Source organism: Candidatus Hinthialibacter antarcticus (assembly GCA_030765645.1).
GTDB lineage: Bacteria > Hinthialibacterota > Hinthialibacteria > Hinthialibacterales > Hinthialibacteraceae > Hinthialibacter > Hinthialibacter antarcticus.
This window is the reverse complement of record JAVCCE010000015.1, coordinates 21,327-34,965: the sequence shown is the minus strand read 5'-3', so window position 1 is coordinate 34,965 and position 13,639 is coordinate 21,327. Positions and strand designations below refer to the sequence as shown.

9 protein-coding genes are annotated in these 13,639 nt (G+C 50.4%); 6 read left to right on the top strand and 3 right to left on the bottom strand.

The genetic code is table 11. The annotated features are described in order from the left end of the window. Nucleotides 1–88: 88 nt before the first annotated feature. Together P9L94_04700 and P9L94_04695 are read left to right on the top strand one after the other, a co-directional pair. Nucleotides 89–1,702, top strand: coding sequence for a hypothetical protein (locus P9L94_04700; GenBank protein ID MDP8243359.1), 1,614 nt, complete (start codon nucleotides 89–91; stop codon nucleotides 1,700–1,702). Between the two features lie 344 nt (nucleotides 1,703–2,046). Beyond that, entirely contained in the window at nucleotides 2,047–4,107 is a 2,061-nt protein-coding gene (locus P9L94_04695; GenBank protein ID MDP8243358.1) for a hypothetical protein, read from the top strand. 56 nt (nucleotides 4,108–4,163) lie between these two features. Here the strand turns inward: P9L94_04695 and P9L94_04690 are convergent, their stop codons facing one another. Beyond that, entirely contained in the window at nucleotides 4,164–5,285 is a 1,122-nt protein-coding gene (locus P9L94_04690) for a 5-(carboxyamino)imidazole ribonucleotide synthase (protein ID MDP8243357.1), read from the bottom strand. Then, the gene (gene purE / locus P9L94_04685; GenBank protein ID MDP8243356.1) at nucleotides 5,282–5,791 is read right to left on the bottom strand and encodes a 5-(carboxyamino)imidazole ribonucleotide mutase; all 510 of its coding nucleotides are present in this window, start codon (nucleotides 5,789–5,791) and stop codon (nucleotides 5,282–5,284) included. The genes P9L94_04690 and purE overlap by 4 nt, the downstream gene beginning before the upstream one ends. Nucleotides 5,792–6,066: 275 nt before the next feature. Here purE and P9L94_04680 point away from each other — a divergent pair, with 275 nt between their 5' ends. From P9L94_04680 to xylA, 4 genes are all read left to right on the top strand, one after another. After that, on the top strand, nucleotides 6,067–8,979 hold the full coding sequence (locus tag P9L94_04680) for a PAS domain S-box protein (GenBank protein ID MDP8243355.1): 2,913 nt from the start codon (nucleotides 6,067–6,069) through the stop codon (nucleotides 8,977–8,979). A gap of 90 nt (nucleotides 8,980–9,069) precedes the next feature. Next, nucleotides 9,070–10,059, top strand: coding sequence for a DUF6268 family outer membrane beta-barrel protein (locus P9L94_04675; GenBank protein ID MDP8243354.1), 990 nt, complete (start codon nucleotides 9,070–9,072; stop codon nucleotides 10,057–10,059). Nucleotides 10,060–10,310: 251 nt separating this feature from the next. After that, the gene (locus tag P9L94_04670; protein MDP8243353.1) at nucleotides 10,311–11,051 is read left to right on the top strand and encodes a glycoside hydrolase family 16 protein; all 741 of its coding nucleotides are present in this window, start codon (nucleotides 10,311–10,313) and stop codon (nucleotides 11,049–11,051) included. Nucleotides 11,052–11,368: 317 nt separating this feature from the next. After that, nucleotides 11,369–12,685, top strand: coding sequence for a xylose isomerase (gene xylA / locus P9L94_04665; protein ID MDP8243352.1), 1,317 nt, complete (start codon nucleotides 11,369–11,371; stop codon nucleotides 12,683–12,685). Between the two features lie 78 nt (nucleotides 12,686–12,763). Here the strand turns inward: xylA and P9L94_04660 are convergent, their stop codons facing one another. Further along, the gene (locus P9L94_04660; GenBank protein MDP8243351.1) at nucleotides 12,764–13,549 is read right to left on the bottom strand and encodes a hypothetical protein; all 786 of its coding nucleotides are present in this window, start codon (nucleotides 13,547–13,549) and stop codon (nucleotides 12,764–12,766) included. Nucleotides 13,550–13,639 lie beyond the last annotated feature (90 nt).

Sequence of the window (13,639 nt, the reverse complement as noted above, 5' to 3'; positions counted from 1 at the left end):
CCGGATGAACCAAAATATTTTTCTCATTAAATGGAGTACTCAATCGTTAACAGGGGTAACAGACGTTATTTTTTTGATTGAGGACATTATGTTGAAATCATTTCTATCTGTATTGTGCTATTCATCTTTATTCGCCATTGCCGCTTGTGTAATTTCGGGCGGCGCCCATGCTCAACAAGACGCCAATTCGTTTTATGGAAACAACAATTCGAACTATTCCAATAATCAAAATAGTCAGAATAATTCGTCTTCCTTGGGCAATTCGAGTTCACCTTTCAATAATCAACAAAGCAGCCAGTCCAGCGACAACCGACGGCGCTCGAGCCGCCGTTCGTCTCGCGGCAGCCAAGACGAAAGCCTGAGCGGAGGCAACTCAACCTCGCGTGGAAACCAACGCAGCGCTCCGCGTCCGTCTCAAGCAGGCGGTGCGCCAACTGGCGGCGGCGCGGGCGGTGGAAGTTCCACGATTTCGATCTTAGGCGGCGCTTCAGGCGGGAAAGAGCCCTCTAAGCAGGCGGCGCCCGGCATGGTGAACGTGCGGCCCGTCAATGTGTTGTATTTAGTGTCCAAGTCAAGCATGATGAATCTCGGTGAACCGTTTACGGTGGATGTAAAACTGTCGATGCCTGAGGCCGATGAATTTGATTCGCTGGCGTTTCAATTGCGCTATGACCCGGATGTGTTAATGCCGGTGCAGGGCCGATTAGAAGACGGGCAATGGGCGGCGGCGAATGCGGCGCAATATCTTTTGCCGCAGCAAGAACAGGCGTCGGGGTCGTCTAATGATTTACCCAACGCCCTTTTTTCTGACGCAGCGGACGCCGGGCGCATTGTCGCCAACCAGATCAACCCGCTGCTGGGTGAAATTCAATTTCAAACCTCAGCGCAAACATTTACCAAAAGCGGTTCGTATTTTGTCGCGTCGTTCATGTTTGTCCCGCTGCGTCCAAGCGATGAATCGTCGATCCGCTTTGGATTCGAGCCAAGGGGCGATGGGAACGCTCAACTCTCAACGCATTTGATTGTAAAAGGGCGGGATTGGCTTGGTTCCAGCGAAAATTTGATGGACGGCGTTGTGCCGTTGCATTTTCAGGTGTTAGACCCCAATCAGGATTTTGCCCGATCCAACCTGATTACCTCTTCGCTCGACGCGGCGCCGTTGGATGAATCCGGTAAGCAGCCCGCTCAACTGCTATTGCATCTTGAAGACAATGAAATTGAAACAGGCGATACCTTTAATTTGATTGTTACGCTATTGAACCCTGACCAACGCAGCATCGACGAAATCAATTTGTTTTTGCTTTATAATCCCAACGTCATGCAGGCGATGGACAGCCGCGCCGTTTTGGCGTCTGGCGCGATTGAATCTCCCGTGTTGCCGTTTGATTTCACGACGCACCATGAAATCGACGCTGGCAAGGGAATCATTGATTTGCGCAAGCGTTCGTCGCGATCGGCGGTGCGGGGGGGCGGCGTATGCGCTGTAATTCCATTTCGCGCGATCAAACCAACAACGAAGACAACCTTTCGCATCTTGATCGACGGCGGCGGCAAGGCGCCAACCACGGGCGCGTTCTACAAAAGCCGCGACGCGCTAGGCGACTTAATGGACCCGAATGATGGGTGCGTTACCGCGTCCGTCTCGATCCGCCCGACGGCTGTTTATTTGCAGAACGTATCCGGTGGAAGAGGTCGAAGTTGAACGTGAACTGATATGTTTAAATAGGGTTCTTCCGTAAATTGGATATTTTATTTTAATAAATTGAATTGAGATTTCGCTACATGTGGCATGGGTACAACTCTGCTCGCTTCAGTGCGGGCTTTCAGGCTTACGCACAGGCGCTCCCAGAGTCGCACCCATGCCGGAACTGGTTTTCAGAATCAAAATGATGGTCATCCAACAATAGTAGGTATTCACTTACCGGATGTAGCATTATTTTCTTTATTTAGAACTACTTAATAAATATTTGATAGAACATTTGATGATTCCACTATTTTGTGCTATCTTTAAATTGAGCATATATTCTATTCACCGGAGGATTTGACATGCGATCACTGTTGTATCTTATTTTCATTGCAGTGCTTACGTTACCCGCCGTCTCTCAACCCCAGTACCTGGATTTAAGCCAGTCGCTCGACGCAGAGGTTGTCACCAGCGTCTTGGGCAGTTCTTTAACGCCCTTTTTAGATGAAGAAGACGGCTCGCTCTATGAAGGCTCATTGCCGGGAAGTTACTTGGACGGTCAAGCAACGACGACAATGGATGGGCGCACATCTTTTATGTTCGCTCCGTTGCTGACGGAAGCCTTGGACGCGATGACGGTAAACGGACAGGTTTTGGATGTTGAAGACGGCCTGTTTTCTTCCATCGACTTGGCTTACTTGTCTGCGCCAGGGAGTTACGGCAATCCATTCAGCATGATTAATTTTATCTATGCGGACGGAACGACGGAAACCCAGCGCTTTGCGCCTGTCGCGGGATGGCAAACCTCACCGTCGGCGTATGACAACGTCTTTCTTTCATACACCGATGACAGCGCCGTTGAAGTGATCGAACAGTTTGATACGCTTTCGGATGATGAGGTATTGTTCATGCTGCAAGACCGCGGCTCAAACAGCGATGGCTCCGCCCGTTTTATTGACGGGACAGGATTCGCTCTTTATGTCTTTGACGTCGCCGCTGATCTCCAATCGGCGAAACTCGGCGTTACGGTCGGCAATAATTTTGAAATCTCAATTGCAACTTCTTACATGGACCCTGAAGCCTCAACCACGGAGGGGTATACCATCATCGCGAATTCGATGGATATCTATGACGGCTTCGAGCATCGCGCATTGGGGAATTTGAAGTTCTACGAATTTGATCTGACTCAATTTCTCGCAGAAGGAACGCAGGAGATTTTTGTGCTCTTCACTGACGCCACTCCGGCGGATGGATGGGGGCCGTATGTTCGCAATCTGCAGATATTCACCGGCGACGTTCAGGAGTTTGAAGAAACCTTTATGGTAGAAGTTGCCCCGGTTGGCGATTCAGAAATCTATGCGCAATTTCAAACCGACGGCAACGAAACCGAAGCGGAGTATTTGTATGACAACAGCGCTTCCGGCCCATCGAGCCGCGGTCACCGCTTTGCCGACGGCAACGGGTTTTTGACCTACCATTTTGATTTTGCCGATGACGTTAATGAAGCCAAAGTCACGGTCGATATGGCAAACAACTTTATCGTTGGCTTGTCAGGCCCGACAGACCAGATTCGCTATGAACAAGTTACGCCCGGTTCGCCGCAAGAAAATGATTTCTTGTTCGAGAATAGCGCAAACTTGAGCGGTAACCATCGCTTCGCTGATGGCGGCGCTTCGATGACCTACCGCTTTGATTTAGCGAATGATTTAACTGCCGCCTATGCTCTCGTGAATGTCGGCAACCAGTTTATCGTTGAAATCGCAGGCGCGGATGAGAACTTTGACATTGCGCAAGACTGGGTTGGCGATACCGGCGAAGAACCCCGCGATAATAGCAACTTGGCTGTTTATTCCTATAACCTGGCTTCCTATCTGTCAGGTAATGCGGAAAACGTCATCTACCTTCGCTTCAGCGACGGTCAACCCGCTGACGGTTGGGGCGCAGACTTGTACGGCATCTCCATCGTGAATCAAGAAAACAGCGGCGACGCGGAATTTGAAACGGTTCTCGATGCGATGGAAATGTTTGGCGAAGATATTCACAATGAATACAACAAAGCCTATTACACCATCGATTTGACTTCGGCCTTGGCGAATAATCCGGGCAAAGAAGTGTTTGTGCGCTTTACAGACGCCAGCAGCGGCGACGGTTGGGGCCCCGGTATTTTCTGGATGGCGGCTTACAGCGGCGAGATTGATATTCAGTCAGACAGCAATGTCTTCGATGGTTTAAAATCCACTGCGGGTGTTCCTGCGAACATCAACGCTGGTTTAAACTATCGTCGTTTTGCGTTGAATGCAAGCAAGGCGCTGTCAGAGATTCAACTGCCTGCCATTACGCCGAATGAAGACGCAACGGTTTATGTTCTGGGCGCGACGTTGAACTCCGCTGGTTCGGACGTCAGTCATTGGAGCATGTATTAATCAGAGACGTATGGATAAAGTATGAATGAGAAAGGGCGGCGCTTGCCGCCCTTTTTTTATGCGTGGACAGAAGTGGATTTGCAGACGGAGCCTTCGACGAACGGCTGCAGCGCGGCGGCGCGTTGTTCGAGAGTATGCGGGTTTTCATCACACAGGGTGATGTGACCAATCTTTCGGCCCGGGCGCGGCGCTTTGTCGTATAGATGCAAATGCGCGCCAGGGACGGCCAGCACCGCTTCGCGCGGGGGGGCGCTGCCAATCAAATTGAGCATGATGGAATGCCCGATCGGCGTCGTCTCGCCCAAGGGCATGTTTAGAATGCCGCGCAAATGGTTTTCAAATTGGCTGGTCACGGCGCCGTCGATGGTCCAGTGACCGGAATTGTGGACCCGGGCGGCCATTTCGTTTGCGAGTAATTTTCCTTCATGTTGAAAAAACTCAATCGTCAACACGCCTGCGTATTCAAACGCGTCCATGATGAGTTGAGCGCAACGCTCCGCTTCGGCTTGTAATTCGTCGGTTATATTGGGCGCCGGGGCGCGGGTGACGCGCAGGATGCCTTCGCGGTGATGGTTCTCAACCAGAGGATAAAATACCGTTTCGCCGCTGCGATTGCGGGCGGCGACAATCGAGGTTTCGCGTTCAAAGGGCACAAACGCCTCATAAATTAAAGCGGCGCCCGTTGCTTGCTCCCAGGCGGGGCCTGCGTCTTTGGGATCGCGAATCACCCATTGGCCTTTTCCGTCGTAGCCCATACGCCGGGTTTTTAATACGCCGGGGACGCCAATGGTTTTGACTGCTTCTTGCAAATCGTCTTTTGAATCAACCGCGAGAAAGGGTGGAGTCGAAATTCCCAATTTCTGAAACAGGAATTTTTCTTCGAGCCGGTCTTGTGAGGCGCCCAAGACCGACGACGGCGGGTAAAACGGAACATGGTCGGTCAAAAATTCGGCGGCTTCCGCCGGGACGTTTTCAAATTCATACGTCGCGACCGAAAGCCCTTCCGCAAATTTCGCGAGCGCGTCCATATCGTCATACGGCGCCTGGATTGACTCGCCCAGCCGCGCCGCAGGCGCTTCCGCCTTCGGTTCTAAAAACCGGAACTGTAGACCGAGCGGATATCCAGCCAGAGCGATCATCCGCCCCAGTTGTCCCGCCGCGAGAATTCCGACAATCATATTTCCTCCCGCGGATCGGGATGCGCTAAAACGGTTTGGGTCTGGTTGGCCCGGTATGATTTCAGCGCGTCGCGAATCGCCGGGTATTGGTTCGCCAGAATCGAGGCGGCGAATAGCGCAGCGTTGATCGCGCCCGCCCGGCCAATGGCGAAGGTCCCCACAGGGACCCCGGCGGGCATTTGAGCGATCGAGAGCAGCGAGTCCATCCCATTGAGTGCGCGGGATTGCACAGGAACGCCCAAGACCGGCAGCGTTGTCTTGCTGGCGCACATGCCGGGCAAATGGGCCGCGCCGCCCGCGCCCGCGATAATGACCTGGATGCCGCGCGACTCAGCGGTGGAGGCGTATTCAAATAACAGGTCAGGCGTACGATGCGCTGAAACGACTTTGACTTCGTATGGAACCCCAAGCGCTTTCAAGGCGTCTTCAGCGTTTGACATGGTTTCCCAGTCAGATTTTGAGCCCATGATAACGCCGACAAGCGGCTGAGTTTGGTTTACGTCCATTGCTTCTGCTCCATGGATTTTGAAAGGCCAAAGAATACACCTTACCATGAACCCCGTTATCTGCGAAGGAAATCGGCGCATTGAGAGTGCGACGCCTTTTAGAACGCCTTAATTTCTAGGCATTGCGATATGCGTCATTTTTTTGTATGTTTATAATAAATATATAAGTTGCTTATAAATTGTGAGAAATTACACTGAATATATGGCTCTATTCATTTTCTCAAAAATCCCTGTTTAAGAAAATTTGAGAATTTTTTTGTATTGCGCGAAATGAGATGAAAAGCGAAACCAAAGTTATTCTATTTTCAGTCATGTGCGGCGCTGCGTTTTGGATCATTGACGCAGTGTTGGATACGCTGTTTTTCTATGAGGGATCATTTGTCGATATTTTTCTTCTCCATGTGCCAACCCATGAACTCTATGTACGTCTTGTTGTTTGCGGTGTGTTTCTTTTTGGGGGATATGTCTTCTCTTTGGTTCTTCGGAGGCGCGAGCAAACGGAGCGCGAACTCATCGAAAGTGAACGCCGCTTAGCGACGTTGTTGGGCAACCTGCCTGGAATTGCGTACCGATGCAAGCCTGATGCTCAATGGACGATGATGTATAGCAGTGAAGGCTGCTCTGCGCTGACGGGATACAACCCAGATGAAGTTTTAAGCAACCGGGTCGTGTCGTATGGCGAACTTATTCATCCCGACGATCAGCAGATGGTCGGTGACGAGATACAAAACGCGACCCGCCAGAAACGCCCGTTTGAACTGACCTATCGAATTCTGGCAAAATTTCAAGAAATAAAATGGGTGTGGGAACGCGGCGTTGGGGTTTATTCCCCAAACGATGAATTGATGTTTCTCGAGGGATTCATTACCGATATCAGCGATATGATTCATCTGCGGGATGATTTGCGTGAACAAGTTCAACACAATCATTTAATTCAACAGAGCGCAATTGATGGTTTTTGTACGCTAGATGAAAAGGGCCGTATCCAAAACGTGAATTCAAGTTTCACTCAGATGCTGGGCTATTCAGAGGATGAATTACTTGACGCTCTGTTTACCACAATTCACGAAAAGGAAAAAGAATTTACTCTTGTCAACCATTTAGATCGGGCGCGTAAAACGGGCAAGGACCTTTGCATAACGCAATTAAAACAGAAAAAGGGAGGCTCCATTGATGTGGAAGTCGTTTCCTCTTCTTATCTGTTTGGTGAAGAACGCTTTGTTTTTTCCGTTGTGCGCGATGTCTCTTCCCGTATAAAAACAGAGGCGTATCTAAAAGAGTCTGAAGAACGCTATCGCTTGTTGTTTAATCATTTGAAGGCGGGCGTCGCCTATTGCAAAGTTGTTTATGATGACGTGGGGCAAGCGTGTGACTTTTTGATCTTACATGCAAACCCTGCATTTCATCGCAGCCTGGGCCAGACGCGCTCGACCCTCATTGGTTTAAAAGGCTCCGAGTTATTTCTTTCGGTGAATGACGGAAGAGAAGATTGGTTCCACCGGCTGGGAGTGTCGGCGTTAAGCGGCGTTGAGGTGTGCGAAGAACGCTACTACGAACAGATGGAGCGCTGGTTTTCGGTCGTGTCTTACAGCCCCAAGCGCGACCATTTTGTGATTTTGTTTGATGATATTACCGACCGCAAAGCCGCCGAACAGAAATTGCGTGAATTAAACCAGACGCTTGAAAATGTGATTCAAGCGTCTCCGCTGGCTATCGCTACCGTTGACCGGGACCGGTGCGTGAATACATGGAACTCAGAAGCCGAATCCATTTTCGGTTGGAAATCTGAAGAGGTCATCGGGCAACCCTATCCAATTATTCCTGACGGGATGGAAGATGAGTTCGAGGATTTCTTTAAGCGCTTGGTAGATGATCCATACACCGAACATGAAACCAAACGAAAGCGCAAAGACGGAACCCTGATTGACGTGCGGGTGAGCACGGCGCCAATGTTTAACAGTGAGGGCGAGATCATTGGCGTTGTGGCGATTCTGGCGGACATCTCACAGCAAAAAGAAGAGGAATGCGAAAAAGAGCGCCTCAAAGATCAACTACAACATGCCCAACGAATGGAAGCGGTTGGACAATTGGCCGGCGGCGTTGCGCATGATTTCAACAATTTATTGATGGTCATTCAGGGCTATAGCGATTTGGCCGCGTCGCGCCTTGATGAAGATTCGCAAACCCGAAAAGAATTAGGCGAAATTTTCAAAGCGACGGAACGCGCCGCTAATATTACCAAGCAGTTGCTGGCGTTTAGCCGCAAACAGGTAATTAATTTAGAGCGCATCAACATCAATGAAGTCATTGTTGATGTTGAAAAAATGGTCCAACATTTGATTCCTGATTACATCGAAGTGACTACAAGTTTAGAAAACAGCGTCTCTGAAATTGAATTTGACCGCGGACAAATTGAGCAAATTTTTGTTAATCTGGCGATCAATGCCCGCGACGCGATGCCGGACGGCGGGACGTTATTAATTGAAACCCAAAATGTTGTGTTGAACCAGGACCAATCTGAGCGATTGGGATGTGAATATGGCGGCTATGTTTGTATCTCTGTCACCGACAATGGCGTCGGAATGTCACCGGAAGTTCAACAGCGAATTTTTGAGCCCTTCTTCACAACAAAAGATTTTGGCAAGGGAACCGGTTTGGGATTGTCTACGGTTTATGGCATCGTGAAACAAGCCAAAGGCGGCGTGGAAGTAATAAGCGACTTGGGCCAGGGTTCTGTCTTTAAACTGTACTTTCCCATTGCGTCCGGCGAAAAGCCGCCGCAAGTTTTTGAGACGCCCGCGTCGCCGGTCGTTAGCGGAAACGCCACCATTTTGCTGGTGGAAGACGCCAAGGCGGTGCGTGAACTCACCCGTCGAATCCTCTCTGAGAGTGGGTACAAAGTATTCGCCGCGAGTGGCAGCCAAGAGGCGGTTGAACTCTGCCGAATGTTAGATTTCCCGGTAGACTTGGTTTTGTCTGATATTGTTATGCCGAACGGCAGCGGCTTTGATGTGGCGCGCCAGGTGCGAAAGTTATACCCCGCCGCCAAAATCCTATTTATGACTGGATACGCAAATCAGGATTTGCCAATAGATGAATATGAGGGGCGCGTTCCCGAAATGTTAATGAAACCGTTCAGCCCCAATGACCTGCTTAAAGCCGTCCGGCGGACATTGGACGCAGTATAAATTGATAAATCAGCCTTCTTTATTGTGACCGTCTCTTATACCATGCGTCTAGTCAGAGTGAATGTCTATTTATAAAAGAGGAGTCAACTGATGAGTTTGTTCAAGCGTGTTTCGTTGAGTTTGTGCGTAGCGGTCGTTTGTGCGCTTTCTGTTCAGGCGCAGAGCGACATCATGTTCTGGTTGGACCCCAACCTGGATGAGTTCCGCCTTCACGCCGAGTATGAAGGCATCTTTCACTTAGAAGACGATCTGTCGGATTACTCCGGCGATTTAGATATGAACACCCACGATTTGCGCCTTGCGGTTCCTCTGTATAAAGACGACGACCATTTCTTCGCGGTTTCAACTTCGTTGGGATATTGGGACGTGGATTCCGACTCGCCGCTGCCTGATTCAGGCGCGTCGTTCCCCGGAGAACTATACGATATTGATCTCGCTTTAAACTATTTTCATTACTTCGATAACGGGTGGACGGCTGGCGGCATTCTCTCTGCGGGATCGCCCAGCGATGAGCCGTTTGATTCCTACGATGAAACAGAATTGCAGTTCAATGGGTTTTTACGCATCCCCCATGTTGACAATAACTACTGGGTGTTTGTGTTGAATTGGTCAAACAACCGCGAATTTCTCAATGACATTCCCATCCCGGGGTTTGGTTATTGGTATGAACCGTCTGAGGATTTATTTATCATGGCGGGCATCCCCTTCGTTGCGTTGCGCTGGAGGCCGATTGAAGATGTAACGGTTCGCGCTTCGTATATCCCCGTACGCAACATTGATGCGGAGATTGCTTACAGCGTAACCGAACAGATTGATCTCTTCGGCGCGTTTGAGTGGGAGAACGACCGTTTTCTGATTGCAGACCGCACAGATGATGACGACCGCCTGTTCTATTATGAAAAGAACGTCGAAGCGGGCGTTCGCTACCGCTTCTGTGAAGCGGCTTCGGTGCAGGTCAGCGGCGGGTATTCATTTGACCGGTTCTTCTTCTTCGGCGAAGACTATGACGACCGCAGCGACGACCGCCTTGATATTGAAGACGGGCCGTTTGTGCGTACGCAAGTCACCATGCGCTTTTAGTCGCAATTCCATCCATGCAACAGTGTAGAGGCACAGCAGCGCGCTGTGCCTCTACTTATTTACGTTCTTACTTCTTCAATTTTTCCTCATCTCTTAACTTGCCGTCGATGGAAACATCCACTGAGATGGTACGCAAAACGTTGAACCATCAAATTCTCTTTGTGATAAAATTGAACCTGACGCGGATGCGTTTTTATGCGAGAATACATACAATCAATGTTGTGTAATCATGTTAGGTTTGGTTTAAAGAAATGAGATGGATTTGCGTTGCCATATTCACTTGTCTGGTTGCTTCGGCAGTTGCATCCGATCCGCCTGCGCATAGCCAATGGCGCCTGACGTTTTCGGATGAATTCAACGCTGAGTCGCTGGATGCCAGTAAATGGCTCGACCGATACCAATGGGGGCGTACGCATAACTATGAGGCCTACGTTGCGCCTGAGCATGTCTTGGTCGAGGATGGATTGCTGCGCCTCAAGGCGGACGATGTCCCGCGCGAAGGCAAAAAATTGACCAGCGCCGCAGTGACGACCTACGATTTGTTTTCGCAGCGCTTTGGCTATTTTGAAGGGCGCTTTCGCATCCCCAAGGGCAAAGGGTTTTGGCCTGCGTTTTGGATGTTGCCGTATCCGCAGCGCTGGCCGCCGGAGATTGACGTCTTTGAATTCATTCGCGATGAACCAGTCGCCTATATGACGTACCATTGGGGCGAACCGCACCACTCCAAAGGCTTCACGTTTGACGGCCCCGATTTTTGGAACGTCTTTCATGTATTTGGTTTGGAGTGGGACGCCGAAAAAATCGTGTGGTATATCGACGGCGTTGAGCGCGGGCGCTTTACGCAAGCGGACGTTATTCCCGACATGCCGATGTATCTGTTAATCAATTTCGGCATCGACGCGAAATGGCCTGGCCCGGTTGATGAAACCACGCCGTTCCCTGCGTATTATGAATGCGACTGGGTGCGGGTATACGAACGGGTAAATGATTAAGAGCCGTCTTGAAAATAACGACCCAAACGAGGGGAGGGCGAGTCTCCCGACGAGCCGCGTCGTATCGAAATGCTTTCTTTCATTCGCGGCTCACCAGGAGGTTCGCCCTCCCCGGAACTTAGAGATCGCTGCATTGCTCAAGGGCCTCTTCACGATGACAAAATTATTTTTGAGACGGTTTCATATTTCGTTTGAAACTGTTTTGTGATATTGTTTACTCTTGGCGCGTGAAGCGTTGAATTGGGAAATAAGATCATCGCCAATTCAATACCAAATACACAATTGAATTACTGACCGAAATAGGGAGGCGTACGATAATGCCGGAATATTTTCCTGAAGTAAAAAAGACAATCAAATACGAAGGCCCGAAGTCAAAGAACGCGCTTGCGTTCAAACACTATAACCCGAAACAGAAAATCCTGGGCAAGACCATGGAAGACCATTTTCGTTTCGCGGTGTGCTACTGGCATACATTCAAATGCACTGGCGCCGATCCCTTCGGCTCAGCCACAATGGTGCGTGGATACAATGCGTCCAGCGATCCGGTTGAAGTCGCCGAAGCCACCATGGACGCGGCGTTTGAATTTATCACCAAACTCGGCGTGAAGTTCTGGACCTTCCATGACCGCGACATCGCGCCCGAAGGCAAGAACCTCACCGAAACGAATAAGATTCTTGACGGCATCGTTAAAATCGCCAAACGCAAGCAGAGTGAAACCGGCGTGAAATTGTTATGGGGAACCGCCAATTTGTTCTCGAACCCACGCTACATGGCGGGCGCATCGACCAACCCCAACCCGGCAGTGTTCGCCCATGCGGCGGCGCAGGTCAAAAAGGCGCTCGAAGTCACCAAGTATCTCGGCGGCCAGGGCTACACCTTCTGGGGCGGACGTGAAGGCTACGACACGTTGCTCAACACCGACATGCAGCGCGAAGCCGACCAACTGGGCGCGTTCTTAAACATGGCGGTCGAATACAAAAAGAAAATCGGCTTCAAAGGCCAGTTCTACATCGAACCCAAGCCCAAAGAACCCACGAAGCACCAATATGACTTCGATGCGCAAAGCTGCCACGCCTTCTTGCAGAAATACGGTTTGGTCGATCACTTCAAAATGAACATCGAAGCCAACCACGCCACCTTGGCGGGCCATAGTTTCCACCACGACCTGTCCTACAGCATCGCGAACGGCATCCTCGGTTCCGTCGACGCCAATCGCGGCGACACGTTACTTGGCTGGGACACCGACCAGTTCCCGACCGACATTATGGAATGTGCGCTGGCGATGTGGTATATCCTGAAAATGGGCGGCTTCAAAACCGGCGGTCTCAATTTTGACGCCAAGGTCCGCCGCCAGTCGTATGAAGGCGTTGATTTATTCCACGCCCACATTGGCGCCATGGACGCATTCGCGCGCGGCCTGAAAATCGCGGCGAAATTGACCAAAGATAAATTCTTCGAGAAGATCATTCAAAAACGCTACGGCGGCTGGTCGCGCGGCGTTGGCAAAGAGATCACCAGCGGCAAGATGAACTTCGAAAAGCTCGAAGCCTACACGCTGAAAAACGGTGAACCCAAAACCCAAAGCGGTCAGCAGGAACTCATCGAAAACATGCTGAACGAATACATGGAATAGCGCTTCAAGTATTCAATAGACAAAAAAAGGGCGGACCGCATGGTCCGCCCTTTTTCATGAATAACATGAATGAAAAACTTATTCGTAGATAGACCAGGCTGGCACAGCCGCTTCAACCGTTTCGATTTTCACATAGGCAACATGCACCGCGCCTGACCACACGCCCAGCCGAACGCCGCCTTGAGGAAATTGCTGGTCGAGGTCTTCTGCTTCTAAGATCCAATCAGATTCTTCCGTCCCATGCCTCCAGTGTTTGGCGCGAAACTTGAATCCTTGAATTTCAATGGTCGTCCAATACCACTCATTGGCGACCGGGCGGGGAACCACATCCCGCGTTGCATGGGCAAGCGCATTGCCGTCATTATCGACCGCCGCCGCGCCGCCGCGAATGAACAGGTGGAACGAAGTCGGCCCGTCTTCCGGCACCGTGTTCGCCGAGTCATTGTCGTCGCCGTCAATTTCAACTTCATAGCAGCTGGCTGGAAATTCTGTCTCGGCGTCGTACTCCTGACAGCGTACGCCTATGTGAAAATCGCCGTCGTCAGTTTCGCCGTCAATTAAACGGTCCGTCCACAACACGGTGATCTGATAATCCGTCAGGGCCTTAATTTCATCTATTTCAAGCCCAATGTGTGAGGTGCCGCCAGCGTCGCCGCCTAGCGCCAACACGCCGGGGCCGAATTCAGGGACGTCATCCGCCTCAGTCGCAAACGAATTGAGGTCGATCCACCATTGCCAGTTGAGCGCGTCGAATCCTTCAACGTTGTCTCCCATAAAATCATCTTCAAAAATTATTTCAGCGGATGCAGTCGAAATGAATATCAATGAAATACAAAAAACGAAACAAGTGGTCATCTTCATCATTGGTTATGTCTCCCCGAAAAAAAAAAGTTGATTGCATATAAAAATAAATCGCTTGAGTTGTGATGATAACAAACTATATCTGATTGGTCA